This window comes from Haloarcula hispanica ATCC 33960 (assembly GCF_000223905.1).
GTDB lineage: Archaea > Halobacteriota > Halobacteria > Halobacteriales > Haloarculaceae > Haloarcula > Haloarcula hispanica.
In genome coordinates this window covers 1-25,290 of the sequence record NC_015944.1, presented here as the reverse complement: position 1 = coordinate 25,290, position 25,290 = coordinate 1, and the positions used below count along the sequence as shown (strand labels likewise).

19 protein-coding genes and 1 pseudogene are annotated in these 25,290 nt (G+C 55.2%); 4 read left to right on the top strand and 16 right to left on the bottom strand.

Translation table 11 applies throughout. From position 1 onward, the window contains the following. Nucleotides 1-1,635: 1,635 nt before the first annotated feature. The 8 genes from HAH_RS17405 to HAH_RS17370 all read right to left on the bottom strand — a co-directional run bounded on the left by HAH_RS17405 (nucleotide 1,636) and on the right by HAH_RS17370 (nucleotide 9,433). Nucleotides 1,636-2,019 carry a hypothetical protein gene (locus HAH_RS17405; protein ID WP_014031015.1) on the bottom strand — a complete coding sequence of 128 codons (384 nt, stop codon included), beginning with the start codon at nucleotides 2,017-2,019 and terminating at the stop codon, nucleotides 1,636-1,638. Beyond that, nucleotides 2,016-2,861 carry a ParA family protein gene (locus tag HAH_RS17400; protein ID WP_014031014.1) on the bottom strand — a complete coding sequence of 282 codons (846 nt, stop codon included), beginning with the start codon at nucleotides 2,859-2,861 and terminating at the stop codon, nucleotides 2,016-2,018. Before HAH_RS17400 ends, HAH_RS17405 begins: the two co-directional genes overlap by 4 nt. A 100-nt stretch (nucleotides 2,862-2,961) precedes the next feature. Next, a complete protein-coding gene (locus tag HAH_RS17395; RefSeq protein WP_023842984.1) occupies nucleotides 2,962-4,197 on the bottom strand; it encodes a tyrosine-type recombinase/integrase in 1,236 nt (411 codons plus the stop codon). Between the two features lie 547 nt (nucleotides 4,198-4,744). Continuing rightward, a complete protein-coding gene (locus HAH_RS17390; protein WP_023842983.1) occupies nucleotides 4,745-5,182 on the bottom strand; it encodes a chromosome partition protein in 438 nt (145 codons plus the stop codon). Between the two features lie 280 nt (nucleotides 5,183-5,462). Continuing rightward, nucleotides 5,463-6,161: a DUF2270 domain-containing protein gene (locus HAH_RS17385; RefSeq protein ID WP_014031012.1), complete on the bottom strand. Its 699-nt coding sequence runs from the start codon at nucleotides 6,159-6,161 to the stop codon at nucleotides 5,463-5,465. After that, nucleotides 6,158-6,448, bottom strand: coding sequence for a sulfurtransferase TusA family protein (locus tag HAH_RS17380; protein WP_023842982.1), 291 nt, complete (start codon nucleotides 6,446-6,448; stop codon nucleotides 6,158-6,160). The genes HAH_RS17385 and HAH_RS17380 overlap by 4 nt, the downstream gene beginning before the upstream one ends. Nucleotides 6,449-6,674: 226 nt before the next feature. After that, the gene (locus HAH_RS17375; protein ID WP_233425881.1) at nucleotides 6,675-8,324 is read right to left on the bottom strand and encodes a histidine kinase N-terminal 7TM domain-containing protein; all 1,650 of its coding nucleotides are present in this window, start codon (nucleotides 8,322-8,324) and stop codon (nucleotides 6,675-6,677) included. A gap of 167 nt (nucleotides 8,325-8,491) precedes the next feature. Next, nucleotides 8,492-9,433, bottom strand: coding sequence for a UbiA family prenyltransferase (locus HAH_RS17370; RefSeq protein ID WP_023842980.1), 942 nt, complete (start codon nucleotides 9,431-9,433; stop codon nucleotides 8,492-8,494). Nucleotides 9,434-9,950: 517 nt separating this feature from the next. Here HAH_RS17370 and HAH_RS17365 point away from each other — a divergent pair. Continuing rightward, a pseudogene (locus tag HAH_RS17365) lies at nucleotides 9,951-10,905 on the top strand (bile acid:sodium symporter family protein). 216 nt (nucleotides 10,906-11,121) lie between these two features. Here HAH_RS17365 and HAH_RS17360 read toward each other — a convergent pair. The 3 genes from HAH_RS17360 to HAH_RS17350 are packed head-to-tail and all read right to left on the bottom strand — an operon-like array spanning nucleotide 11,122 to nucleotide 14,409. Then, nucleotides 11,122-12,081: an ABC transporter ATP-binding protein gene (locus tag HAH_RS17360; RefSeq protein ID WP_014031007.1), complete on the bottom strand. Its 960-nt coding sequence runs from the start codon at nucleotides 12,079-12,081 to the stop codon at nucleotides 11,122-11,124. Continuing rightward, nucleotides 12,081-13,193 (bottom strand): FecCD family ABC transporter permease, encoded by a 1,113-nt coding sequence (locus HAH_RS17355; RefSeq protein ID WP_014031006.1) that lies wholly within the window; start codon nucleotides 13,191-13,193, stop codon nucleotides 12,081-12,083. The genes HAH_RS17360 and HAH_RS17355 overlap by 1 nt, the downstream gene beginning before the upstream one ends. A gap of 4 nt (nucleotides 13,194-13,197) precedes the next feature. After that, complete coding sequence (locus HAH_RS17350) at nucleotides 13,198-14,409, bottom strand: ABC transporter substrate-binding protein (protein ID WP_044952784.1); 1,212 nt, start codon at nucleotides 14,407-14,409, stop codon at nucleotides 13,198-13,200. Between the two features lie 545 nt (nucleotides 14,410-14,954). On the opposite strand from HAH_RS17350, the gene HAH_RS17345 reads away from it, so the two are divergent. Then, on the top strand, nucleotides 14,955-15,611 hold the full coding sequence (locus tag HAH_RS17345; protein ID WP_008311726.1) for a lactate utilization protein: 657 nt from the start codon (nucleotides 14,955-14,957) through the stop codon (nucleotides 15,609-15,611). A gap of 265 nt (nucleotides 15,612-15,876) precedes the next feature. Here HAH_RS17345 and HAH_RS17340 read toward each other — a convergent pair whose 3' ends face one another. The 3 genes from HAH_RS17340 to HAH_RS17330 all read right to left on the bottom strand — a co-directional run bounded on the left by HAH_RS17340 (nucleotide 15,877) and on the right by HAH_RS17330 (nucleotide 21,073). Continuing rightward, nucleotides 15,877-16,473: a TetR/AcrR family transcriptional regulator gene (locus HAH_RS17340; protein ID WP_014031003.1), complete on the bottom strand. Its 597-nt coding sequence runs from the start codon at nucleotides 16,471-16,473 to the stop codon at nucleotides 15,877-15,879. 145 nt (nucleotides 16,474-16,618) lie between these two features. After that, the gene (locus HAH_RS17335; protein WP_014031002.1) at nucleotides 16,619-19,111 is read right to left on the bottom strand and encodes an efflux RND transporter permease subunit; all 2,493 of its coding nucleotides are present in this window, start codon (nucleotides 19,109-19,111) and stop codon (nucleotides 16,619-16,621) included. A gap of 27 nt (nucleotides 19,112-19,138) precedes the next feature. Further along, entirely contained in the window at nucleotides 19,139-21,073 is a 1,935-nt protein-coding gene (locus tag HAH_RS17330) for a COG1361 S-layer family protein (RefSeq protein ID WP_014031001.1), read from the bottom strand. A gap of 483 nt (nucleotides 21,074-21,556) precedes the next feature. Here HAH_RS17330 and HAH_RS17325 point away from each other — a divergent pair, with 483 nt between their 5' ends. Next, nucleotides 21,557-22,156, top strand: coding sequence for a TetR/AcrR family transcriptional regulator (locus HAH_RS17325; RefSeq protein WP_008311719.1), 600 nt, complete (start codon nucleotides 21,557-21,559; stop codon nucleotides 22,154-22,156). A gap of 28 nt (nucleotides 22,157-22,184) precedes the next feature. On the opposite strand, the gene HAH_RS17320 is transcribed toward HAH_RS17325, so the two are convergent. Beyond that, nucleotides 22,185-22,655: a hypothetical protein gene (locus HAH_RS17320; protein ID WP_225308151.1), complete on the bottom strand. Its 471-nt coding sequence runs from the start codon at nucleotides 22,653-22,655 to the stop codon at nucleotides 22,185-22,187. A 496-nt stretch (nucleotides 22,656-23,151) separates the two neighbouring features. Between HAH_RS17320 and HAH_RS17315 the strand changes: the two genes are divergently transcribed. Then, a complete protein-coding gene (locus HAH_RS17315; RefSeq protein ID WP_014030998.1) occupies nucleotides 23,152-23,508 on the top strand; it encodes a HalOD1 output domain-containing protein in 357 nt (118 codons plus the stop codon). A 537-nt stretch (nucleotides 23,509-24,045) separates the two neighbouring features. Here HAH_RS17315 and HAH_RS17310 read toward each other — a convergent pair. After that, nucleotides 24,046-25,290, bottom strand: a complete 1,245-nt coding sequence (locus tag HAH_RS17310; protein WP_004594978.1) for a Cdc6/Cdc18 family protein — start codon at nucleotides 25,288-25,290, stop codon at nucleotides 24,046-24,048.

Genomic DNA, 25,290 nt, shown 5'->3' with positions numbered 1-25,290 from the left:
AGTCGGCTCGAATTCCAGTCTTATTTGTTTATTCCGAACTAAGTCTGCTTGCTGACGCCAGAGGCGCTACATCGCCGTCGGCAAACTTTGTCTCCTCTGTGTGTGCGCTTCGGTCGCGCATCAACCAGTGCAGCGGGAGAGTAAGGCAACTGAGATTCCATTCGGTATAGTCAAAGTATCGCCAGGGCTCAGGAGGCAACCAGATCTGCTGCATGGGCTGTATATTCACTTCCATTCCCAGCCAGCGGGTCAGACGGTCATGACCTGATCGGTCAGCCGAGACTCACACGCCGAGATCGTCATTGTTTGTCAGCAGTCCCGATCCTACTCATCAAATGCTACACCCTGACTCAGGGGAGCCGATGTATGCGGTCAAATTGATAGAGTGACGTGATGCGTGGCTAAGCATTCGGAACGGTCAGAGGTACCCGTTCCTGAGCACAATAACACGGGTACAATCGTTATATATTCTCACACGACACGCGGAATTTGATTAACGGGGTTCGACCCTCTTGTTATTAATTAACACTATTAACTATATCTTAGATAGCCGAACACCAATCCAAGTGTGGATTGACAAATTGAAAGTCAAAATGTGCAATTATACAAATCGTTTGGAGAGTGTACAATGACTTTTTCAAATTTGATGGAGATAATTGACTTTAGTGGCTATATAAGCCCTTTTCTATAGATAGAACGTCGCTTCTTGAACAATATCTGTTTAATCTACTTAGAGTAATCGGAAAGACGACGCTGAATCACCAATCTGGAGTCACGGCCGGTCCACATCGCCGGTGATGCCATCGGACTGGCGAACCCCCTGACTGGCTTCGGAATGGGACACGCGGCGCGGTCCGGCCGAGCGGCCGTAACGCCTTCGTACAGCAGGAGTCGTATAGACGCAGGTTGTTGTGCCAGAACTTCTGGACGAAAGCTGACACTGGTGTGGCCTCACCCATTCATGACACATCGGACTGGAGGGAATAGCTAGTCTATCGAAGGTGGACATCGAGTATCAGGAGAGCTTCGAACCGCAGCAGCCCGGGGATATTGTAAGCGATGTTCGGGCATTATCTAGCGCACTGAGCTAGGTATAGACGCATCTGGGTGGACACACCTGTTCGATTCGGAAACCGCTAGTGCCGGTTTGACCTATCGGTGGTAACTCTCGAAAGCACTCGACGCCCGCCACCGGCAGATCTATAATTGTCTTTGGGAGAAGGGGCGAACCGTCCGACAGGTATCGGCCACAGCGATTGTTGTCGTAGGAACAGTCGAGATATCTCGAAGAGAGAACTATACGTATTAGCTCGTCTCAGCACGTACAGCGACTAATCGAGCTCGTCAGCTATTCGACCTATCGACACCCCATAGCCATTCCCCATGGCTAATCGAATTGGCCATACTGTATACTCACATAATATGGCTAATCGGTATAGTTATACGGTATAGCCCTTCCGCATATTCAAAAGAGATAGTTAGTTGAGATAGCTATATAAGCTAGCGGGTGAAGGTAGGCAGTTGACACAGTTAGCAGTTTAGGTTCGCTCGGGTAGCTATCGAGAGAGGACTGCAAAAGCAAAAGACAAAGCCGGGACAGAACGCGATGGTGTGCGCTCAATAGCTATTGTGGACTTAGCGAGACGCGGCCGACTGCTCCCAGTCGTACCCCCACTCACGGAGCTTTTCAGCGACAAGGTCCGGATTGTCCATGGCAACGACGAGAGCCGCTTCCAGCGCGTCGGTCTTGTACACATCCTCACCGACTGCGTCTTCTAGATTACGGAGGAAAGTGGATTCGCGCTCCTCGACCTCGGGGCGAATGAAGATCGGCCGTTGCTTGCGGTCTTGCTTGACTGAGTCACGCCGGAATTTGTATGGGATATCTGGTTGGGTCGCCGTTTCTACGTCGGCGGGTTCAGTTTCAACATCCATCACCTCATCCTGCTGCTCGTCCGATTCTGGCCCTGGATCCGAATCGGTCTCCGCAAACGGATCGTCGCCGGAGCCGGATTTCATGCTGTTGCCTCCTGTTCGCGAGTCTGTCGGAGATGCGCAGCTAGCTCTTCGAACTGCTCCAGCGTTTCGATTTCGTAGTCACGTTCCCGACTCCGGTGTTCTTCAATGTATTTGAACGCTGAACACTGTTTGCGCCAACAGCCTTCAAGCAAGGACGTCCGCTCCCGGAACACGACAGGTATATCGTACGACTCCGCACGGAGCCGTTTGAGCATCTCCTCTTGATCGTTGGTCCCTTTGAACCGATTCGGTACAGCAGCTAACACGCCCACGTTGATATCTAGCGTGTCTTCAAGCCCGGTCACGAGGTCTGCGAGGCCCTCGACGGACTGTTGGCCTTTCCCGCTGGGTTCAAACGGGATAACGAGGTTCCGCGTCGCGTGCAATGCGTTGTACAGTTTTACGTCCGCGGTCGCAGGCGGGTCGATGATGACAGTGTCGTACTCAGACGGAACGCCCGCGTCCTTTAGCACACGAAGGAGCTGGACGTTCGGGTTCCAGTTCTCACCGAAGTCCGCCGCTTCCTCCTCGCGACGCCGAAGGTGTTTCGAGAGCACTTCCAGAGAGTTGTGTGCGGGAAGGACATCGACACCCTCTGAGGTCTCAATGAGGTCAGCGAACGGCCCGCGTGGCCGTTCGACGAGGTGTCGTACTAAACTGTCGGCCTCCGAGTCCGTTCGGCGGTCCGCGACGTCGAACAGGAACGAGAGGCTCCCCTCCTGTGGATCCATATCGATTGCCAGTACGTCGTGACCAGCCCGGGCGTCGGCGACGGCGAGGTTCGCCGCCATCGTTGTCTTGCCGACACCGCCGGCCTCGCTGTACACGGTGTAGGTCAGCATACCGTATCGGATTCACCGCACAGATATAAAGATTAGTCAGACGGTATAGCTATACGATATAGCCAGCTGGCATCTCTACAGCGGTCTCGCAAAACGCGGGCTACTCGACGAACAGCCCTGCGAGCGTCTCGCGCATCTCCGCCCGCCGGTGAGACCGGGCTTCAGACTCCGAGAGGTAGTTATCGAGTACGACTTGTGCAGACGCCGAGCCCTGCTCCGCTGCGACGTCTTCGAACCGTTCCGCAACCCGCCTGACAGCAGCGCCGTACGTAGTGTACCAGAATCGACGGCCGGTTTTTGGCGTTGGCGTGTCGCCGTCGACAGTGACATCTGCGGCCTCAGCCACTGATTTGAACCGTCGTCGGACGGTTTCGGCGGTTAGATGGCCAGTGGCTGCGGACGGAGAGGGCAAGAGGTAGCCACTCCACTCTGGATCGGCAAGCGTCTCTATACGGCGTTCTACCGTCTCCAGACCGGCCAGGAGAGCCACGGTCCCAGGACCATTTTTCCGCTCGCCGTCACCGAACTCTATGTACGGATGCGAGTCATCGTCCGGATCGAGGTTGAGCTGTCGAATATGTAGCGATGCGACTTCACTCGGGCGAAGCCCCCAACCGCAGCATGCGACCACGATGAATCGATCCCGTAGCTCACTCGCTGCTCCATACAAGCGTTGGACGGCGGTTCTATCGAGTGCTTTGTTGTCCCAGGACGGGGTTCTATCCCATCCAAACCGGATTTCGAGGTCAGCCAGTGGATTGTACGCGGCGTTTCCGAACATCACCAGGTGTTTGTAGAACTGCCGCGTGTCCTGAACGTATTTACGCCGTGACGCAAGCGTCGTCAGGGCATCGTCCAGTTGGTCCAGCGCATCAAACGTCGCCGCTACCCGATCCATCTCTGCAACGCGTTCGTCGGGATTCTCCAGCGGTGCGAGCAAATCTTTCGTATCGTGGATATTGGTATATACTTTCGCGTAGCGTCGTAGAATCGACCGCCGTGTGTCGATTGTCGCGTCAGCACGCCCACGTCGAGTCGAAAGTTCCTCGAGGTACCCCTCGATGGCCCGCTGGGTGTTGACAGAGAGGAAGTCAAATGATCCTGATGTCGTCGTGGCTTCTGGGACTCCGATCTCGTCGTAGAACTGCCCCGGGGACAGGTCGAATCGCCGTTGGAGATGCTTTACGAATCCCGGGAACTGTCCGTTCAGCCAGGTGTACGTGGGGGTTTCAGCGGTCGGGTCCAGCCCGTCGGTTTCCATCGTCGGTACGACGGTTTCGTGATAGAAAGACTCGCAGTCGGCTAAGTCCATCGTTGAGTAGCGAGTTTCAGTCATTGGATTTTGGGTGTGAACTGCAGTAACCGACGAACTGCTCTAGCTGGTTCGTCTGAATCACCGAGTTTTCGTATGTAGCGTATTTCCATCGTACGACTAATAGTTTGTCTTGTATTGTTTTCTCATGCAGAAACCCATAACAAGACAGATACAGATGGTCGCATTACCGCAGAACATAAACTATATAACGCTATATCAAATTCTGTGCTGTACAGGCTCGGTAGAAGTGTTCCACTGCGGTTTTATGCGGTTTAGGGCTCATCTCCACTCAAATTCCGTATACTCTGTGGCGGAGTCAAGCACAGGTTTCTCGTCTGTACTGAGAACAACCCCTTCATCGCTCTTCCAAAAGCACCAATGAGCAGGTAAGACCGACTACAGGATAGGGTATTCCGAGCGTGCGGTAGCTCCCGTAACTGTCACCGTCGGCTATTTGTGAAGGATTTCACAACACGGGGTGGGATATCGTGTAATGGCCAGACCAGCAGTATAGGACAGACTCAGCGGTTCTGAAATGTGGCTTACGCAAGGACCAAGCTCTCAGTTGTCACTCATCGGGACCGAACTCCTGGCAACCAAATCGGTCAATGTTCTCTGGCTGTGCACAGAGATAATCGAGCCGTTTTTCCATTTCGGACCGTGACATGCCCGCTTGGTTTTCTCGGGATTCCGCGAGCCGGGCTTGGCTGGCATTTAACATCTTTTCTTTCCTTTCTAGTTCCGAAAGAAGTGTGTCTACGTCCTCGTTGCGTGTTTCTAACTGTTTGTTGAGGTTTTCAGCACGGGATTTTTCCGCTTTTCGGTCTTCCCGGGTCTCGTTCAGTTGTTCACGCAATTCCTCGTTTTCAGCGTGGAGGGCTTCGTTCTCTGTTTGTATGTCCTGTGCAGAATCCTGAAATGCAACTGTTGTCCCGACTGTCCCACTGGTGGCCACCACAGTAGCGACGAGTAGCCAGGAACTGATATTGCGTGCAAGCGTGGTCACCGGTGATCCTCCTCTGCTGTAGCCTGAATACTGTACTGGCGCCTCTCCCGGTGCAGCAGTAAAGGTTGAGTCATCATGTCCCAGCCTGATTGGTATGTGCTACTAATCGTAGTTCCCAGTTGGTTACATTTGGATAGCGATGAATCTCCAATAGTGCATCGACACTGGTGTAGAACCTAGACGAACTGACCGATTATTTCGTGTCCGTGATCGATGTGACCCACAGCATGCACCATCGCTACATAATTTCCGTGGGACTTCGGTGAATTCCAGTCAATACCTATTGGCGGAGATCTTCGGACCGAAGCTCTCCTTTTGCGTGCCATGTTCTGGGGCGGACGGCGACTACGATTGCAGCGGCGTATAGTAGTCCGACAGTGCCGATGACGACGACGCCGGGAAGCATACCGATAGCAGCGCTATCTGTCCACGAACCGGAACTGAACACGGTAATTCGTATGAGCCAGGCGGTTAGTAAGACAGTGAAAAGCGGCAGGTACACTCGTCGGAGTCGGTGCGCGATAGCTTCTTCCGTGCTGATTTTGATCGTCGGCTGTCGGTAATCGGCACTCAGTGACTTGCGCCAGTCCGGATCGGCCACGCCTGCAGCGGGGTCTAACCCGTAGGCGAAGACGTTTGCTTGCAGTGTTCTAACTCGGCTGCGCCAGATATCGTAACCTCGGTATCGCCTGGCCTCAATGAACAGAAACACTGCAAGCGTGGCCGTTCCGATCAAGAGGATGTAATGCGGAATGTCCGGCCGCGAAAAGGCCCACGTAAGGATTGCAGAGATTACCAACACTGCCCAGTTGGTTGTCCGGTCGAGGCGCTCGCGCCAGAACTTCATCCGATGGATCTCGCCGCGGTAAAGATGGGCCATGGCTGAACTCGGACCCATATCCTCCTCTAGCAGGCCCTCGCCGACTTCCCGATGTGTCGAGTCGGTCGCGTCGACGTCCTTGTTTGAGACCCGTGTCATGAGTGGAAGATGAGCGACTGGAGATTCGAGTCGGTCGTGTGCTGGGCGGCCAGCGCCGAGTCGACACTATTGTCAGAATTTCTCCAGTCATAGTCAGGTAGTATATCTGCCGTAGCCGCCTGTTGAGGTCCCGTAGTCATCGTTGTGCGGACGTAGTGCTTGAGAACGTCCGTGCTCGCTTTTTCACCCGACGATAGCTCGTCAATGGTTTGTTTCGCCTTGACGACCGGCATCGGACAGTTCTCCCCGGTGACACCCAGCATCTGAGTAGGTTCGTGGTTGGCCATAGTATTGTTTCTTACTCCCAATACTACAGCCACATATAAAAACACAACGGTAGTGTCTCAGAAGGATATATACAATATACAAGCTTCCTTGGAGGGGGTGGCGGGATAGGTTTTGAAGTTTTGGAACGATAGAATTGTGCAATAATGGAAAGATACTGAATACTGTAGAGCGGTGCTCACTCAGGCACAGAGGAAGAACCGTCCACCTTCTCAACGTCCCGGTTACTTATTTTGATGAGAGAATCGGAATCCGTAGGATGACAGTCGTTCCCGTCGTCTCACTCGACTCGATATCGACGGTCCCACCTGCGATATCAGTTCCCCACACAACCAGTGCAAGCCCGAATCCGCTCCCGTGCTTTAGCGGCGTTTCCGAGCCATGTTCTACGAGAGCGAGCTCGTTGGAGTCAATACCGGGCCCGTTGTCCTGGACAGTGACCTGAACGTATTCGCCGTCCCGTTCGACCTCGATTGACACAACAGGGTCGGGAGAGGTATTGTGTTGAGCGGCGTTTTGAATGATATTCAGACAGACGACATCAAACAGGCAATCCACCGCGAAATCGGCCTGCCCGGAAGCATACTCGAACGTGACCTCGGGATACGCTTCGCTGGTCGAGTCGAGACACTCGTCGAGAATAGAGTTCAGGCTGAGAGTATCTCGTTCCTCCCGGCTTTGTTCAAAGATATCGATAACCGAACGGACTTTTTCCCCGAGTTCATTGATTTCGACGGCGTGTTCTTGCAGGGTTGCGGCCTTCGACTCACTATTGTGCGTGGCTAGATACGCAGCGTTACCGAGGATGACTTGTACGTTCGTTCGGATGTTGTGCCGGAAGACCCGGTGGAGAACCTCTAGCCGTTGCTGGTCACGGAGAAGGTTACTCACATCGTGTAAGGTAATGACCCGGCCGATAGTCCGATCATGGATATCTGTTACGAGACTTTCGGAGACGTCGTACGACTGGGACACCCCATTGGGACGGTAAATCGTTTGCCCGGCCTGTGTTGCGCTACCGAGCGCCGATAGATCCGGACTGATTTGTTCAAGTGGTCGGCCGAGGGCTTCGTTGGGCCTCGTCTGCAGGGCAGTGGTAGCTTGGTCATTCATATCGACGATATGGTCGTGCGTATCCAACACGAGAGCCCCTTGCTGCATCTGCTGAAACAGCGAATTGCGAGCATGGCGTATCGGCGTCGGATTTGCACCGAAGAGCTGGAACCTGGTGAGTGCGCCCAGATACGCGAGACCGGACACGGCAAAGGCAATCGGTGTCGGATCGACACCGGCAGATGGGAGTGAGCCCATCAAAAAGAGGACGTTCGTCACCCAGGGTGCCAGAAGACCGAGAAGGAGCGCTAAGCTCTGGCCGCGGAACGGGTCCACTTGACTCGTAACGAGTTTCAACAGCGGAAGTGCCCCGAGAAGGCCCAGCAGATACGTATAGCCGGCTATAATCCAAAACCAGACACCCGGCGTTCTGTTCAACGTCGCAATTCCATGTTCCTGAATGATGACCGAATTAGTGTACAGTAACTGGTGGGAGTGGCTCGTGAGTCCCAGAAAGACGGTAATTGCAGGGACGATCGAGTAGAGCAGGATGTGCTTGCGGGCCGTATACTCGGTGTAGCCAGCATATTCGAGCGAAAAAAGCAGCCACGCTATCGGAATGATTGCAACACCGATCCAAGAGACATCGACCCAGAAAACCTTCGAGCTCAGCGTCGCTGCATCAATCCGGAAGATCAACGTGGCCGACCACCAGCACTGGCCTGCCAGGAGCAGAATAAGTGGGTCAGCGCCGGGTTCTGGGCGCTCTTTCCAGGCAAGGAGGCCGCCCGTAACGCCGACCGCAATCGTGGCGACCAACACCATCTTCATCAGCGTCAGTGAGAACACAACTATGTTGAAGATTAATCGGGCGCCATCGTTATAACCTATTTGCCTTCGAAAGTATCTAAGGTTGACAGAATCGCCATCAGAGGGCCGAATACTTGCGGAAGAGAGTTGCTTTACAAATAAAGGTAATTTATATGATAGTGCTACTGGCCGAGCAGTGGGAAGACCACAACAACAAACGCTGGTAAGCGAGTACACTCTGCTGCGACCGCAAGTGCACTGTCGTTTTCGGTTCGGTTAAGACAGAAGATGACGCCATTCAGGAAGAGCAAACTAACTAAGAGAACGACCGCTTCCCTGAGATTAATGATGTTTGCAACAAACGCAACACCGAGCAGAACCGCTGTTAGACCCGTGATTCCGTAGAGGATATACTTAGTCCAGCGAACACCGACCACAACCGGGAGCGTCCGGACGCCGATTTCGCTGTCACCCTCCTTATCGCGCACATTCGGGATTTCTGTATTGACGAACGTCGCCAATACGAAAAACAGGAACACGACACCGACCGCCGGAGAAGCGGGCGCACCAACGTACGTTAGCGGCAGACACACAATGACGAGCGCCCAGACTACAGCGACGAGAGTTGAATTGAGAAGGAAGACCTCTTTCAGTCGCTGGGTACCGCTCGGAAGGGTAGGGATCCAGTCACAGGCGTAGAGAATCCAGCACATACCCGGTAACAGCGATAGACCAAAGCTGATGGGCCCACCCAATGCAGACAGGGCCACAGCAAGGCCGTATGCGATAGCCGCCAGAACGTAGAAGCCGTTCTGATATCGGCGCACGAAGGCAGTCCGTGCGGGGGACGTTTTCGCATCAGTTTCTAAGTCTGCCAACCGGTCGTTGCCATACACTGCGAACGTGAGCAGTCCTGCCACAATCGGAGCCGGCGTTAGAGGGAGCGCCAGTAGTTCACTCACAAGGACTGCTTCCGCCATCGCAATAACTGCGAGATACACGGAACTGTAGAGAAATATATTCCTGACTGGTCTCGTCAGCGTAGCTAGTTTTGTAATCAAAGAGCGATTCCTCACGGACTCTATGTCAGGCTGCTTGCCTGGGTTTTGTGCATCAGTCGGCATAGCTGCAGTAGAATATCGGCGAACTATACAGTAAAGTCCTACCCTATATTAAATATCTTCAAAAGTCGAAGTAAGTTTGGTTTGGCTTCGTCGTGGATGAGAATATAGTCAAACGTGCGGAACATCTTCGTATCTATCCAAGCGCTGTCTGAGCAGGCGACCATGGAATAGATTGAGTGTAGACGGGTTGGACGATACTATCAATGGCCAGGTGGATACCACTCCGTGAGCAGTTCACCACGGGAGGCTCTGTTCGCTCTCGGACAGACTCACTGCGCGTCGATATCAATCTCGATCCCAACAATAGCGATAGTAGCCATTGAAAATCAATGCACACCTGATCGCACGATTGTAGTGCGATCAGTGTGTAACTCGTTTCAATTGTTACTATAGTCCAGAGAACCAGCGGCCGTCCCACATTGTGTGTTCGTCGTCCGACAGTACAGAGATCCAAAGTAAGCTTTTTCTACATTGTTCATCATCCAGATATGTGACTTCGACATCGACGCTTCGAGCGGTGAGTCGGGCTGCGAGCAAGTACTTCGTTGTCTGGGTAATCCTTCTGGCAGGGATCGCTCTCGTCAGGCCGGACCCGTTCGTCCCAGTGTTGGACTACGTGTCCCCACTGCTCGGGCTAATCATGCTCGGGATGGGGTTGACGCTCCAACCGGCGGACTTTCACCGGCTAATCGAGGAACCGGTCGATATCGGTATCGGCGCTGTCACGCAGTGGCTGGTGATGCCTGCCGCTGCGTACGGGCTGTATGTCCTCCTTGATCTTCCGGACGCTGTCGGTATCGGTCTCATTCTGGTCGGTGCCGCTCCCGGTGGGACCGCGTCGAACGTGATGGCGTATCTCGGTCGGGGTGACGTGGCGCTGTCCGTCGCGATCACGACGCTTACCACCCTTGCAGCGCCGATCGTGATGCCGGCCTGGGTAGTGTTTACCCTCGGCGAACAGATCAACGTCACCTTTGCGGAGATGTTTCAGAGCATCATTCAGATCGTCATCATTCCGGTGTTGCTCGGGTTCACAATCCGGTATTTGCTGGACCGCTATTCGCCCAAAGCCGCTGAAATCGGCACCGACGTGTTCCCAGTTATCAGTGTCGCCGCGATTGTTGCGATTGTCGCTGGCGTCGTTGGCGCGAACGTGGACAACATCCTCACGGCTGGTCTGCTTGTGCTCGTGGCGGTCGTCGCCCACAACGCGATCGGGCTTGGCTCGGGATACGGTGTCGGGCGGGCAACTGGGATGCCGAAAGACCGCGTTCGGACCTGTGCGTTCGAAGTGGCTGCAAAACAGCGGTCTAGCCGTCGCGCTGGCGACAACGCTGTTCGAGCCTGCAGCCGCACTCATTCCGGCGCTGTTCAGTGTCTGGCACAACATCACCGGGCCGGCGCTGGCAAGCTTCTTTAGCTGGCAGGACGACGGACAGAAATCCGTCGAGGCTGTGCCAAGCGACGACTGAGGCTCGCTCCCCACGGTAACCCGATTTTCGGTGGTATCAAATCCGCTCATCCAGTGGTGAGCGACCGGGCCGTACGGACATGGAGGAGCCGGAAAGCGGGGGACCCGTTCGGCTCTCTCAACAAACAGAGTAATCGTACCCCCCGAACCGTCTGACGACAAGATCAGTGATGTCGATTCTGACGAATTCTGGATGTCTGAGTGGTGCTGCCACCGGTCACGGTTCCCGATCAGTATCCGGAACGTCCTCGGGAACAGGACCAACAGTGGTGTGTGCCGCCTGCGCGTCGGTGACCGGGTCAATTGGAATCACCTGAAGCCCATACTCGGTTTCCAGAACCGCCGCTTCGATCTCGAAGACGTCAGCAAGCAACTGTTTCGTGACCACCTCCTCTGGCGGGCCGCGGGCGTACATCGAGCCGTCCTTGAGTGCGACGATGTTGTCGGCGTACCGCGCTGCCTGTGCGATATCGTGGAGTACGAGGACGACCGTTATCTGACTCTCATCCCGGAGCGTTTCGACTATCTGCATCACTTCCAGCTGGTGCTGTGGGTCGAGGAACGTCGTCGGCTCGTCCAACAGCAACACGTCCGTGTCCTGAGCGATTGCCATCGCAATCCAGACGAGTTGCTTCTGGCCGCCGCTCAGGCTGTCGACATCGCGGTCACGGAGGTTCTCAATGCCGGCAAGTTGAATCGCGTCGTCGACGGCGGCTCGGTCCTCGTCGGACAGCGACTCGAAGAACCCAGTATGTGGGTACCGTCCGCGCTCGACCAGATCACCCACCGAGATACCGGTCGGAACGACGTTCTCCTGGGAGAGCAAGCCGAGTTTGCGTGCGAGTTCCTTGGACCCGAACTCGTCGATCGTCTGGCCATCGACAAAGACGGTTCCGTCGTCGGGCGAAATCTTGTCCGCCATCGCTTTCAGGAGCGTGCTCTTCCCGCTCCCGTTGGGGCCGATGAGCGCGGTCACTTCGTCCGGTGGGACGGCGATCGACTCGCCGTCGATGACAGGCTCGTCCCGTCCAGAGTACCCGACAACGAGATCGGTCCCGTCGATTTCTGCGGCCGACTCCGATGTCGTTTCACCGGCGCTATCGACGGCTCGTGTTCCGGCCTCGGACCTGTGTTCGACTGTCTCTCCGTCCATCTGTGAGGGCCGACCGTCAGCCATCAGACTTCACCCAGGTCGGTTTTCTTCCGCATCAGGTAGAGGAAGTACGGGCCGCCCACGATGCCGGTGATGACGCCCACCGGCAACTGGACGGGGCTCAAGGCGAGCCGTGCACCCACGTCTGCACTGACCAGCAGCGCCGGTCCGAGGAACAGACACCCCGCAAGCAGCAGCTTCGAATCGCTACCGACGAGATTACGGACCATATGGGGAACAATGAGCCCAACGAACCCGATGAGGCCGGCGACAGCGATGGCAGCCGCCGTCGAGAGAACGCCGATCCCCGCGATAGCGAACCGGACTTTCTCGACCGGCATCCCCAGTGAGTCCGCTCGGTCCTCGCCGAGTGCCAGTACATCCAGTTCCTGCGTAACGGCGAACGCGAGCGCCATCGCAAGGACGGTGAACGGCAACGCGATTCGTACCTCGGCCCACCCAGCGTTCATCAGAGTCCCGGAGAGCCACGCCTGCGCGGACATCGCAACGCCGAGATCGTCGATGAAGAAAAACAGCGCACGCTGGACGGACCCGAAGACGGTGCCTACCACAACACCTGCAAGCACCAGTCGGACGGGACTGGTACCGTTCTTCCACGCGATAGCATACACGAGCAGGAACGCGAGTCCGCCACCGGCAGCCGCAAATATCGGTAGGAACGGCACCAGTCCGGTGAGGAGTGTTAGCGTGAGCAACACGACTAATCCAGCCCCGTCGCTGACGCCGAGGATGTACGGGCTCGCGAGTTCGTTGCGCGTAATTATCTGAAAAAGCGCTCCCGATACTGCGAGGTTTGCGCCGACCAGGACGCCGACGAGGATACGGGGCAGCCTGAGGTTCCAGACGATGAGTTGCTGGCGGGTCAACCACTCCGGGACCGCTGCACCGAGAAACGCCCACCGCCAGACTTCGAGGCTGGACAGTACCGTCGGGTCGAAGACCGTCTGCCACGCCTCGACCAGCGTCAACGGGTACGCGCCGAAGCTCACCTGCAGTATCGTCGACCCGAGCAGGACGGCGAGGCTGCCGGCGATAATGAGGGCGAGCTTTGAGACCTCGTACCTGTCGGTAGTTCCTGCGCGTAGGTTCGTGAGTCGGTCGAATACCTTCGCCATCGCGTTAGATGTTTCCGTTGATGATGTCACTGACCGCCTGGCGATCGAACAGTTTCTCTTCGTCAGGGACGTCGCGGACAGGACCTGGCCACTCGCCGAAGCGATCGGGCCAGACTTGCTTGGCGGCGGCCTCCGTGGCGAAAAGATCGACGATAGGACCCTGGTATTGGCCGCCGATGCGGATGATGTTACCTTCCTGAACGGCGGTGAGGTCCTGACCGTTCGGGTTGTTTTCGAACGGCTCGACGACGTTGGTCACGAACTCGTCGTGAGTTGCGGTTGTGAGCCGGCCCACGGCAGCGATGTAATCTGGATCGTGGTTGAGGAGTTCCTCGTAACCGACGGTACCACCGCCAGGGATCTCAGCATCGTAACCGTCCCTGAGCCCGAGCCGTGAGAGGGGCTTGGTCTGATTGTGGTATTTGTGGATATCAGAGAGATAGAACTGGCCGGAAGTCGGGTCTACGCCGCGCCACACCGCAATGACGGAGGGGCGTTCGTCTTCAGGGGGGAGATCAGACCTGATGTTCGCCATGAACTCGTCGTGCAGCGACTCCCAGGCCCGGTACCGGGCCTGGCACTGGAAGACCGCCGCCATCTTCTCGAAAACGTCGTAGAGTTCGTGGTAGGTTTCCTGCTCGTACCCAAAGGGATGTTCGGGGCCGAAGCGGATCGAGGAGGCGACGAACGGACCGGTGGCCTCCTCGATCTCCTGAATATCGGAGTCCGCCCAGTCGGTGAAACGTCGTAATCCCCGAGGGTCGATGAGATTGACAGCGGGGCCGGCAGCGTAGAAGTTCTCCTTGTCGTAGCCGGACTCGGAGCCGGCCGCCAGCGCCATGATGTCGTCCTCGTTGAACGTAACGTCGGGGAGGATGTCGTAGAACTTCCGTGGCGCCCGTGCCATGTCGGTCGCGGCGGTAGGCTGGATGCCGAGCGCCATCCCGATATCGAGGTAGACACTGGGAATGACCGAGTACGACTCGGGAACTTCTTCGAACGTGAACTCGCCGTGGGGCTCAATTTCGACGGTGTACGGCGTTGAATTTTCCGGAGTCGATTGCTCGGTATCTGCCGTGGCTTCGGCCTGGTCTGTTTGGGCACTCGCGGCCCCATCCCCGGTGGTTCCTCCATCATCGGAGCTCCCACTGGAACAACCGGCGAGGGAAGCCACCAATCCGACACTACCTGCAAGTACTTCGCGTCTACGTGTCATCGCTTTTCAGGTGGGCCTAAAACAGATTAGTGATTCCTCCCTTTCGACGTAACACGGTGTGTACGATGTTCAGACCGTGAAATATCGAGCCGCTATGCATCGCCCGTACTGCTCAGGCGTCACCGGCGATTGGAAACGCTGAACGAGTGCTGGCACTGCGGGCAGTGATAGCTTGTCGCATATCCGGTGCTCGAAACGTCCCAGTCGCCCCCGATCATACCACTCTCAAAATCACAGTCCGGACAGAACAGTACCATTTTCGAGGGTGTCCCGATAGTGTCTGTAGTTTCCTTACGAGCCATTTGCATTGATAGCATAACATGATGAATGGAGGGCAATATATGCTACCCCCCGGTTTTCAGCATTTGATATCGCAGTCAGCAATCAGAGACCTCGTGCTGTTTCCGGACAAAGTACAGCCGTGTGTCACACCCAGTCAGGTGATCGGGGTATCACCGATGTAACTACCAGACATCGGTGTCCGCGAGCACTTTTGTACTAGCTACGCCTTCATGTTGACGCTGATACACCTACCGCGAAACAATATGTCTCAACAGAAATCAGAGTACGCAGACGACGCCGATATTGACGAATCACTGGACGAACTGGCCTCGGAAGAGACCATTGAGCAGACCGTCGAGAACCTCGAGGCAAACGGGTTCGATGTCATCGTCGTTGACTCGACTGATGATGCGCTCGCAGAACTTCAGTCACTCATCCCTACAGAGGCGTCTGTGATGAACGGCCACTCGACGACGCTCGAAGAGATCGGGTTCGTCGAGTACCTGAGTGACGGGGACCACGAGTGGGAGAGCCTCCCCGACGAGATCTGGAGTATCGACGACGACGCAGAGCGGCAGGCCGCCCGCCGGAAGTCGCAAACGGCCGACTACTTCCTCGGTGGCATCAACGGTATTTCCCAGACCGGCGAACTCGTCGCGGCAGACCGCTCGGGGAGCCGTATCGGTGCGTATCCGTTCGCTGCCAGTAACGTGGTCATCGTCAGCGGCGTGAACAAGATCGTGCCGACACTCGAAGACGCGCTCGACCGACTGGAAAACGTCGCGTACCCACTCGAAAACGAGCGCGCGAAGGAGGCCTACGGCGTCGACTCCGCGATTGCCAAACAGCTCATCCTCCGCCAGGAGCTCGAAGAGGATCGCACTACCGTTGTGCTCATCCGCGAGCACCTCGGCTACTGACTGCAGTACAACAGAGGGTGGTAATCGGTCCCGCCGCCTTGCGTTGCCGATCTAAGCACAGTATCGGAGAACTATAGTAACCATTGAAAATCAATGCATACCTGATCGCACGACGGCAGTCCGATCAGTGTGTAACTCGTTTCAATTGTACTATAGCAGCCCGGGGTACGTTTCTGTGCTCCGCACTCCGCCGGAAAGAGCTATTGACCGGCTTGGTCCAAGCCGTGTGAGAGAGGAAATTCGGCGACGACCATGGCGACAGGCGCTACGAAATCAAATGCGAATCGATATACGAAAATAGGGAGGCTTTCGCTGCTCCTGTTGCGGCTTCGCGATTGGTCGTGAGGCGGCTATACATCGTTCCTTTAATCATTGCTAGAATGTGCTCGGCCATGTGTGTCGGATCCACATCGCGAAACACATCAGCCTCTATCCCTCGACGAACAGTTTTCTCGATGATTGCAGTAAGTCGAATATCAATCTCGGTGAACTGTTCGCGAAACACCTCCTGATCCAGCGCTTGCGGGGAGAGCGTAACTAAAACGCTGTGAAGCTGCCGTTTCTCCTCGGTTAGCTGGCACGGGAGGAGTGTCGTAATGATGTGATGGAGGTCCTCTTTCGGGTGGTCACCGATGGTCGTGTTGATTGTCGCCTCGAATCGGTCAACAGTGAATCTGAGAAACCGGATTAGCAGGTCGTCTTTCGAGTCGTAATAGTGGTATATCGTCGATTTGGCCTTGTCGAGTTCGTCTGCAATAAGCGAGATGGAGAGTTCAGCGTATCCACTGTTTACCAGCGCTCGATGGGTTGCGTGCATAATCTCTTTTTCAGTTGCACCCAGAGCGTCACCATCTGTAGTCATACAGACAGTCCTCCGCTCTGATCGTAGATAGCTTGACAGCACGGTGCCAATTCCTCAGGCTCTGCCTCGGAGCGATCTTTCTCAAGCCGCTCAATTTGCTCATCATGTGCCACAGGTGGGCGGAAACCGAAACGAGCGGGCCGCATTAGTTCACACTCCGTGTCGAGCGCGATGAGAGCAGTGTCTCAAGCGTTCCGCGACCGTGGTCCCAGATGACGATTGACGTCGGGAGGACCAGTATGGACGCCACGAACGAATAGAGAACGCTGACTGCAATTAACAATCCAAACTGGCCCAAGATCGGGACAACCGCGAGGACGAGCACGCCGGTTCCAGATGTGGTGGTGACCATACTACCCGCCAGCGCACCACCTGTTCCCCGGACACTAATGTCGAGTGCTTCGAGCAAGCCAGTATCGCCACGGTACTCCTCCGAGAACCGATGCACGAGGTGAGCGGAGTAATCGATACCAAGCCCGATTCCGATTGATAACGTCGTTCCGGTGAGGACGTTGAACGGGATATCCAGATACCGCATTGTCGCGGCCAAGGCGGCAATAGTGAGCAGTATCGGCACGAGGTTCGCAGCGCCCAGCCCGGGACGCCGTTCAAGTAGCCAGTAGGCGAAAAACAGGAACGCTGCAGACGCGAGAATTGCGAGAGCCAGACTTATGTACGCAGATTCAGCGATTACGTCCGAGACAGCTTTCAATACCACAACACTGCCGGTTGCGGTCGCTTCCATCCGGAACTCATCCGCAACGGCTCTCGTATCATCTGTCACTTCCTGCTGACTCGCATCAGACTCGACGGAATACACGATGCGCGTTCGCGCGTAGTCATCAGTCATGTACGACTCCGCCCGGTCGCCGTACGGCGAATCATACAGCGCGTTGTAGATGGTCGGGAGATTCTGGTCGGGGACACCGTTACCGTTTTGATCGTTCTGTTCGACGAGCTGGCGGAACTCGGGTGAAGCACGCTTGTAGCGGTTAATCACCGTAAGTATGCTTGTGGTATCTGCACTCCCGCCGGCTGTAACGAAGGAGTCGGGTGGGTCCTGGTTCGCCCGGTGGATCTCCTCGAGCGCCGTTCCGTCCTGTAACGACCCTTCGACGTATATCGTTACGGTGTCACTCTCACCGCTCTCGAACGTGTCTTCAAGGTAATTTATCTGCTTCGTGACTGTGTACTCGCTCGGAGCCACAGCTTCCGGCAGAACCTCGACGTATCCGGGGTTCTCCTCCGGTGGGAGGAAGTCTTCAGTGGTGAACCGGGTATCAATCCCAGTTCCATACGCCCCCATGGCCGCCGTAGACACCAGTACGAGGGCAAAGAATATGTACGGGGCTCGGCGGGCGATTGTCACGCCGACAGTTAGCGACTTGCCGACTGCGGAGTCCTCAGAGCCGATCGGCGCGATACTGAATTCGGGGAGGTCGTATCGCACACGCTGCCGGTCCATGAAGTGCTTGAACGACGGGAGGAAGATACCGAAAATGAGGAAGGTGAATATGATCCCGACGCTGGCCACGAACCCGAGGTCACGGATCGGGCCGAGCTGGCTAGTCCCGTTTGCGGCGAATCCCAGCACTGTCGTTCCTGTCACAATAAAGAACGCTGGGAGCAACTGGTCAGTTGCGGTCCGCATCGCGGGTGTTGGTTCGACGTCCTCGATCCGTTCTTCGCGGTATCGGTTCACAGCGTGAATCCCGAAGTCAATCCCGATGGCAAGGAGCAACGGCGGGACCGTGATCAGCATCTGCGTGAAGGGGATACTGGCCCATCCCATGAACCCGAATGTCCAGATAATCGCCATCGCAAGGGAGACGAGGCCAATCAGCAGATCAAACGGATCCCTGTATGCGATAATAAGGAAGAACAGAATCAGGACAACAGCGGCTGGGACGACGAGTCCCAACGAATCGGAGATAACACTGTTCAGCTCTGCGGAGATGAGTCCACTGCCGAAGACAGAGATATCACCGTCAACCGAGCTGACAATGAACTCCGCTTCCTGCTGAATGGGCGTCAGTGGTGATGACCCCTCTGTCCCAGCACTGCTTGAGACACCTGAAACCTCGTGTGTGACAGTCGTCAGTGTTGCAGATGCCGACGGCTCCTCTCGGTTTAGATCGTTGCTGAGTAGCCCTGCAACTGCCGGCTGGCGCTCAAGTGTGGTTCGGGTGGCGGACTTAATCTCCGTCTGTGAGGCCGCTTCTACGGTATCGATCTGTTCGGGCAGTGTCTCTGCGTCCGGGTTGAGCGTCTGGGCGACGGCCTGTGCGACACTCGTCGTGCCAACAACGTCCTGTGATTCACGCTGTTCGAGCCGGTGCTGTGCTTTCAGCATGTTGAGGATAGCCGGCTTCGACAGGACGTTCTGGTCCTTCTGGATAAGCGTCGTAGAGCCAGTACCTTCGCCGAACGGTTCGCGCTCGAAGTTGTCGTTGACCTCGTCGAACGCTTCCTGTGCGGGAACGCCGTCAGTGAACTGTGATGTCCCTGAGTCGGTCGCAGTCATGCCGAAACCCGCCGACAGAACGAGCGTTGTGACGATGAACACAGCGACGACTGTCTTGTCACGGTTGACAATCCAATCGTCTAATACGTCGATGTATTTCTGATACTCTAGCATTGTGACATAGATGTTAGCTTCAGACGGTTACTGCCGCCTGTACCAGACGACGCCGCCAACAACGGCAAGGAGTCCAATGCCACCAACCAGCCACAGTGGCGTCCCACCGTCCCCGGACTGGTCCGTGACTTCTATCGGGAGACTGTAGGTATCCGAAACCCGTTTTTCGCCGTCAGGCGTCTCATACTGGAAGTCCAGATTGAGCGGATAGGTCTTGTCTAGCGCGTCGCTGCCCGCCGAGAGTTGGACTGAGACCGTTTCTGACGCTCCGGGAGCCAGTTCAGCGATGAACGTTTCATCGTCACTGCTACTGAGCGGATCATTGACGAACGCCTTCCCCTCAATGCTGGTCAGTGTTTTGTTCTTTGTGTTGGTTATTGTAAACGTAATTGACCGGTCCTGGCCCACACCGAGCGTTGAATTTTCCACTTCGATGTCGAATTCGTCCTGACTGCCAGCCACTTGTGAGCGAACTTCGAGTGTATCTGCTTCAACCCTGTCGCCGTTATCGTCGCGGTAGCTCACTCCGAAGTCAAACTGCCGAGCGCCTGCCTCCGCGCTGTTGGACACGTCAACGCCGAAGTTGAAGTTGGCCGTTTCGCCTGCATCGAGATCTCCAACAGCGTACTGTGATTCTTTTGGCGACAGTGTCGACTGCTGGCTTTCCCATGCGATGACGACGTTCTCGACGTCACGCGTTCCAGTGTTTGTGAGGGTTGCACTGAGTGAGCCGTCTTCGCCAGCCTGGAGTGACGTTTCGACGTTAGACACGTCGAAGTTCTGCTCAGGCGCAGGACTGAGGCTTAGCCGGACATCGTCATAGGTACTGGTATCGCCCTCTTGATCCTCATACTGTACGTTAGCCGACAGCGCGTAGCTTCGGTCCTCGGCATCGGGGCTCGCTGTTGTATCGACGCGAACAGTCCGAACTGCTCCGGGTTCCCATTCCCCCACATAGGCGGTTGTTGAGGAGCTCTTTCCAAACGTTATATCCGCGTTCTCTGAGACAAACGTAACAGAGGAGTCATTCACGGTCAACGGGCCTGTGTTGCGGAGTTGAACCTCGTACGTTCCCGTGTTACTAACGGCGACAGAACTGCTTGAATTGACGACCGAGAACTGCTGTTCCGGGTCAGGTGTGACTGCGACGGACTGTCCCACGGATTGTGTCCGGAGGCCATCCTCGTTATCAAATGCAACCGACAGCTCAAATCCGTACGACTCCGGTTCCGCGGCTTCGGCAGAACTCACACGGTAGTTGAACGTCCGGACTTCTCCCGGTTCCCACTCATCAACGAATCGTGAGGTGGCATCGCCGCCACTGACAGCGAGGTCCTGATTCTGTGATTGGAGCGTTACCGCGGCATCCCGTGCGGCGCTATCTCCGGTATTTTCGACGCTAACTGCCACCGTACCTGTTGAGGCAACGCGTGCATTGGAGTCAATATCAGTCACATTGAAGGTGGCATCATCGGTGACGTCGATTTCAATATCAACGGTGCGAGTTTTTCTGTCTTCGTCTCGTGCCCCTGTTCCCTCGGAAATGTAGCTTGTATGCTTATAGTTTAGTCTCAGTTGTGCGTCGTACGTACCGGAACTAGCGTCTTCGTCCACGCTGATCTCGAACGGCACTGTCGTCTTCGGCCCCGCCTGTAGCGTGCCGAGGCTTCGTTTCGAATTTTTCACTGAAATGGGTGCGTCACCAGAACCGAGTGACACAGTAAGCCCCTTTGCCGTTGTTACCTCGTTGTTCAACGCCGGATTTCGAGTGGAGCCACTATCGAGTTCCCCGCTGTTGACCAGTGAAATTTCTATGGTCTTTTGTTCACCCGGAGCGACGGTATCATCTTCAAGCGTTGCCGCAATATCGGGGCTCCCAACGACCGCAGCGGTTGCCGTTCCGCTGGTGACGGTAATCCCGATTACAGCCAGAAGTAGCAGTTTATACTTTGTAGAGGCCATGTTACTTGAGGATTTGTTCAAACCGTGTCTCGTTGCTAGCGACACTCCGTCTCGGAATTCTTCGTTTGTGAGTAGCCATTTGGTGGTGTTGACTAAACGTTCAATCACATATAGTGCTTTCGTATCTTTCGGGGCCAGAGGGAAAACTGGTGTTCAGTCAAAGCCACCATTACCTCGCCATCCACCGATGTCAACACAGGGTCTACAGATCTTATGGGGTGTTAGAAGGTGAGGCAGCGGAGGAATGTATGTACGAGTACAGTGAGCTTGAGGACAGTCCAGTGCGCTCCGTTGAGACAGCGGACCACAATACGCTTAAGGTTATTGAATATATAGTCAATCATATAGTTATCTACAACCGTACCCGTTACTCAGTTCAATGATAGAAAATACAACCCAGATTGGTCTAGTACTCTACAGAGAGTGGTGAAACCGTGAGCCATTTGAACCGTAGTAGACAAGCAGGAAACGGTCGACGTAAAGATGACTAACGAGATATCCTTTTTCCAGAACCCGGATGGAACCCGCGAGGAGATACTTGAAGCTACATTCTATGCGTTACGTCAGCACGGGTACGCGGATCTTACTATTTCAAAGATAGGTGACGAGTTTGGGAAGAGCCAATCGCTCATATACCATCATTACGACAATAAGGACGAGTTGTTGGTAGACCTCCTAGATTATATGCTGGAACAGGTCGAGAATCAGGTCCCGCTGCCCAACCAGTCCCCTGAAGAGTATATCGAGATAATCGTTGACGAAATATTTGGCACCAGCAGCAACAGTGATGTCGAGTTTTCGCAGGCTGTAATTGAACTGCGAGCGCAAGCGGCACACGACGACGATTACAATCGCCTCTTTCGCAGAAGTGATGACTTTATTCGAAAACAAATCGCCCGTGTCATCCGGGCGGGTGTTGATGCAGGCGCATTTGATGTCGAAGACCCATCTCAGACAGCCGCGCTGTTCCACACGGTTTTAGTCGGCATTCAGGCGGAACGGATTACCAGTGACGAGGAGACTATCGACGATGTGAGAGCCGAATTTCGGCGGTATGTCGAGAACTGTTTACTTTCTGAATAGCCGGTCAAAGTCAGGTCCTGCTGAGCGATTAGCTGCCCCCGTCAGCCGTCATGCCGCCGCCGGGCATCGACTGGCAGTCTCCTTCGGGTTTCCGGATCGGCTCGACCGAACCCCACGAGTGGAAGTCCCACCGCATTGACTCGGCTTCGATGCGTCGCGGGTACCCGGAGTCCGCGAGGATGTAGTATGTGACCGGCTCCTGAGAGCCGTCCTGAGAGAGTTCATACACCAACACTTCCTCGCCATCGATGGTATCCCGGCCGACCGGCGTGATGTCTGGGTTTTCCTCCGGCTGGTCCGAGAACTGACCCGGATCAACCTCGTCACGGTCCATCCCCTGTTGCATCGTTCCCCGGAGACACTGCCCTCCAGTAACGGTGTACGTGCTGTTCCCGATACGGTACATTTCCATCTGTTGTCCCTGCTGGTCAAACGACCAGTACATATCCCCTTGATAGAAACGACCAGTCATCTCGACGGTCTGCCCTCCGGACTGCATTGTAGCTGTCATCGCGTACGATTCTGGGAACCGCGTGACCTGTCCGAACTGTGCTGACCTGTCGTCGGCTCCGCTGACCGCCGATGTATCCGTACCGGTTGTCTCACCGGGTTCAGGCGACGGTTCGGCTCCGCCGCCACTCTCTGTTTCATCTGATCCACTATTTTGCTCGCCGCTGCAACCGGCGAGTACGATCAATCCCGAACACATGGCTCCGAGTAACTTCCGTCTGGGTAGTTGATGCATGGGGGCGGATATCCTCAACGGGCAGATACTACCGACCAGTTCATGACAATTGTTATCACATATATCTCACTCTGATCACGAATGGATTCATTGAGTGTGTATAGACTGATAAATGCAGTGTAATATAGCTATACCGTATAGCTCAGCAAAATGGCTATTAGCGCATTCAAGATTGGATTGAAGAGAGTAGTTATTATGCCCGAATATTCATACATGTATTATATGTACGTTCCAGTTGTTTACTAGGTGGATGACTGACGACAGCCAGAGCGACGAGGCTGATGGGGATGAGGGACTATTTGTGGGAGCGAACGGCACTCTAACTGAAGTTCAGTACGATCCAACCAGCGACCAGGAGCTTGCTACGGTCATTGTTCAGGCCGTTGCCGATCAGTCGGGAACAGAACCATATCGTGAGTCGCCGTTGCACGACTACATCGATGTCGATGCCATTGAGACACTACTATTCGGTACACAGCCAGACCAGTCAATCGGCTCAGCGAGCCAGAACATCACCTTTCGATACCGCAACATTATCGTCACAGTTCGCGCTGACGGTGTGATCCAGCTGTCGGCCGCTGACGCCAGCCGTGCAAGAAAGAACTAATCGCGAGGGTACAGGACATCTCGTCTGGGTTGGTAGCCTCCTTGCATATGCACTCCACTGCCGATATATCCCAAAAGGTCCACCGCCTGAATTGCATACTTCTTACCACCGGAGGCCCAGACCACGACAGTCTACAATAATCGGTCCGATTGGGCTGTGCCGGGAGGGGATTACGAGATAGGTTAAATGAGAGATTCGTTCCCAGTGATGGACGAGAGAGTCCCCGATTTTCGAACAAGCTATCGTTTGACCCGGAAAACTAGTATCCAGTATGGCTCTCCTGAAAGAGGGGGGTAGCTGCAAACATATTCTACAAATTTGATTCTCAAAAGATATATCGGTAGCTTCCGCGGTAGTGATTATGGCATCAAAGGTAGCGTCGGTACCATTAGACACCACCGTGTCCGTAGTTCTACACGCTCTTGAAGTGAAGATAGAAGCTTCCAATCACCGGCGGCAACACCACCATGTCCGCTGTTCTATCTCCTGAAAACCGCTACGTATCAATCGGTTTCGACACCACCATGTCCGCCGTTCCTAAGTGGACTGGAAGTCCGAAAGCGTCGCTTCGCTATCAACGAGGTTAGTGACGGATTTGTGGATTCCAACATCGTCGACAGTCTTCTCAAGCGCTGCGAGAATCATCTCCGGGTCCATTTCGAGAGAGTACTCGCGATAGGTTCCCCCACGTCGTCCCTCGTTCCGCTCGATTGCCGAGATGATACCTAACATCGACAGCTCGCCGAGGTGATCACGCATCCGGCGTGGGACAAGCGGATCGATCCCTGCCTTTTCGGCGAAGTTCGTGTATCGAGGTCTGATATCCCGTGTCCGGGCCGGCGTCTTCCCTTCCTGGTCGAGCGTAACCATTGCGTACACGACCAGATGACCGTGTTGGGTCAGTCCCGAAATACCTTCCTGAATCCGGCCACGTTCCAGAACGTCGCGGGCCTCTCTAACAAGATCTTCCGAAATCGTATCCGTATCCTTGTCGCGGGCCAGGTCGCCCGTTTTCATGAGCAAGTCGAGGGACTGCCGCGCGTCACCGGCGTCTTTCGCTCCGTACGCAGCGCACAGCTCGATGACGCCGTCTTCGAGGACGCCGTCGTGAAACGCTACATCAGCGCGCTGTTGCAGGATCTGGATCAGCTCCTTCGCGTCGTATGCGGGGAACTGGATCTCCTCTTCACAGAGTGAACTCTTGACTTTCGGGGAGAGGTCATCGCGAAAAGAGAAATCGTTCGAGATACCGATGATACCGATCTTCGCTGAACTTAGGTTGTCGTTCGCTCGCGCACGCGGGAGTTGGTAAAGAATGCTATCGTCTTCGATGTGGTCGACTTCGTCGAGCACGATGTAGATCGTCCCGCCACAGGAGTCGAGTTCGGTCCACAGCATGTCATACACCGTTGCACGAGGATACCCTGTCGTACTGATCTGGCTCGTTTCGTCCCTGAATTCGTTGACGAGTCGGGTCGCGATTTGATAACTACTGGAGAGGCCATCACAGTTTAGCATCTTTACCGTGAGATCGATATCCTCGTATTTCGCTGCGTCTTCTTCGAGATGGTCAATTAGATACCGCGTACCAGCAGTCTTGCCGACCCCCGTTTTACCGTACAAGAAGATGTTGTTGGGCTGTTCACCGTTGATTACGGGTTGGAGAGCCGCTCGATACCGGTTTAGTTCAGTGTCACGCCCGACGAGGTTCTCAGGCTGATAGTCTTCCCGGAGGGCATCCCGGTCCAAGTAGATCTCGGTGTCGCGTTCGAACATCCCCAT

What these genes read in the sequence shown, in the direction of transcription:
- HAH_RS17395 (WP_023842984.1), bottom strand. Translation starts at nt 4,197, where the DNA reads ATGACTGAAACTCGCTACTCAACGATGGACTTAGCCGACTGCGAGTCT.
- HAH_RS17320 (WP_225308151.1), bottom strand. Translation starts at nt 22,655, where the DNA reads ATGCAGTCCGGAGGGCAGACCGTCGAGATGACTGGTCGTTTCTATCAA.
- HAH_RS17360 (WP_014031007.1), bottom strand. Translation starts at nt 12,081, where the DNA reads ATGGCTGACGGTCGGCCCTCACAGATGGACGGAGAGACAGTCGAACAC.
- HAH_RS17385 (WP_014031012.1), bottom strand. Translation starts at nt 6,161, where the DNA reads ATGACACGGGTCTCAAACAAGGACGTCGACGCGACCGACTCGACACAT.
- HAH_RS17310 (WP_004594978.1), bottom strand. Translation starts at nt 25,290, where the DNA reads ATGGGGATGTTCGAACGCGACACCGAGATCTACTTGGACCGGGATGCC.
- HAH_RS17375 (WP_233425881.1), bottom strand. Translation starts at nt 8,324, where the DNA reads ATGGTGTTGGTCGCCACGATTGCGGTCGGCGTTACGGGCGGCCTCCTT.
- HAH_RS17380 (WP_023842982.1), bottom strand. Translation starts at nt 6,448, where the DNA reads ATGGCCAACCACGAACCTACTCAGATGCTGGGTGTCACCGGGGAGAAC.
- HAH_RS17330 (WP_014031001.1), bottom strand. Translation starts at nt 21,073, where the DNA reads ATGGCCTCTACAAAGTATAAACTGCTACTTCTGGCTGTAATCGGGATT.
- HAH_RS17315 (WP_014030998.1), top strand. Translation starts at nt 23,152, where the DNA reads ATGACTGACGACAGCCAGAGCGACGAGGCTGATGGGGATGAGGGACTA.
- HAH_RS17335 (WP_014031002.1), bottom strand. Translation starts at nt 19,111, where the DNA reads ATGCTAGAGTATCAGAAATACATCGACGTATTAGACGATTGGATTGTC.
- HAH_RS17325 (WP_008311719.1), top strand. Translation starts at nt 21,557, where the DNA reads ATGACTAACGAGATATCCTTTTTCCAGAACCCGGATGGAACCCGCGAG.
- HAH_RS17355 (WP_014031006.1), bottom strand. Translation starts at nt 13,193, where the DNA reads ATGGCGAAGGTATTCGACCGACTCACGAACCTACGCGCAGGAACTACC.
- HAH_RS17350 (WP_044952784.1), bottom strand. Translation starts at nt 14,409, where the DNA reads ATGACACGTAGACGCGAAGTACTTGCAGGTAGTGTCGGATTGGTGGCT.
- HAH_RS17405 (WP_014031015.1), bottom strand. Translation starts at nt 2,019, where the DNA reads ATGAAATCCGGCTCCGGCGACGATCCGTTTGCGGAGACCGATTCGGAT.
- HAH_RS17345 (WP_008311726.1), top strand. Translation starts at nt 14,955, where the DNA reads ATGTCTCAACAGAAATCAGAGTACGCAGACGACGCCGATATTGACGAA.
- HAH_RS17370 (WP_023842980.1), bottom strand. Translation starts at nt 9,433, where the DNA reads ATGCCGACTGATGCACAAAACCCAGGCAAGCAGCCTGACATAGAGTCC.
- HAH_RS17340 (WP_014031003.1), bottom strand. Translation starts at nt 16,473, where the DNA reads ATGACTACAGATGGTGACGCTCTGGGTGCAACTGAAAAAGAGATTATG.
- HAH_RS17400 (WP_014031014.1), bottom strand. Translation starts at nt 2,861, where the DNA reads ATGCTGACCTACACCGTGTACAGCGAGGCCGGCGGTGTCGGCAAGACA.